The 651-nt window shown below is 62.7% G+C and carries 1 pseudogene; it reads left to right on the forward strand.

The features are described 5' to 3' along the window. Positions 1-651: pseudogene (locus ACQUSQ_RS14855) on the forward strand (HVO_2072 family ArtA-dependent S-layer glycoprotein); the annotation flags it as partial.

The raw sequence follows: 651 nt of genomic DNA on the forward strand, positions 1-651 counted from the left end.
GTCACCTACGACGTGGACCTCTCGGACCTCAACACCGGGACCTTCACGTTCACGCTCGAAGGGACGGACGACCTCGACTTCGGGTCGGCCTCCCAGAGCAGCACCATCACCGTCACCGGTGATGACGACGTCCGTCTGGACCTCGACCAGTCCACCGCCACGCGCGGTCAGGACGTGAGCTACACGATTCGTGGCTCCAACGCTGGTCAGTTCCACATCGTCACCATCGAGGAGGGCGACTTCCGCTCGAACAGTCTGACCGAGAGCCAGAAGAACAAGACCTTCCGCAACGTTGGCGACACGGTCCTTCGCGGCTACTCTGACGACGGCTACGCGTACGCCGTCGTTGAAATCGACGACGACACCGGTGTCGGCGTCGGTCAGATTGACACGAGCAACCTCGACGACACGAGCGTCGACGTGGATGTCTACGCGGCATCCTCCGACGAACCGACCACTGAGACCGAAGTCGAAAGCGACGTCAACTCGCTCTCGTCCGAGGACGACCCCACGCTCACCGTCGAGCAGGGCGACGTCTCGGTCTCCCAGCCTGACGGCACCTACGTCGTCGGGAGCGAAATCGACCTGAACGGGACGGCGTCGGAAGGTATCGACGACGTTGCGTTCTACGTGCGCCGACAGAACGACTAC

The organism is Haloplanus sp. C73 (genome assembly GCF_051195115.1).
Classification (GTDB): Archaea; Halobacteriota; Halobacteria; order Halobacteriales; family Haloferacaceae; genus Haloplanus.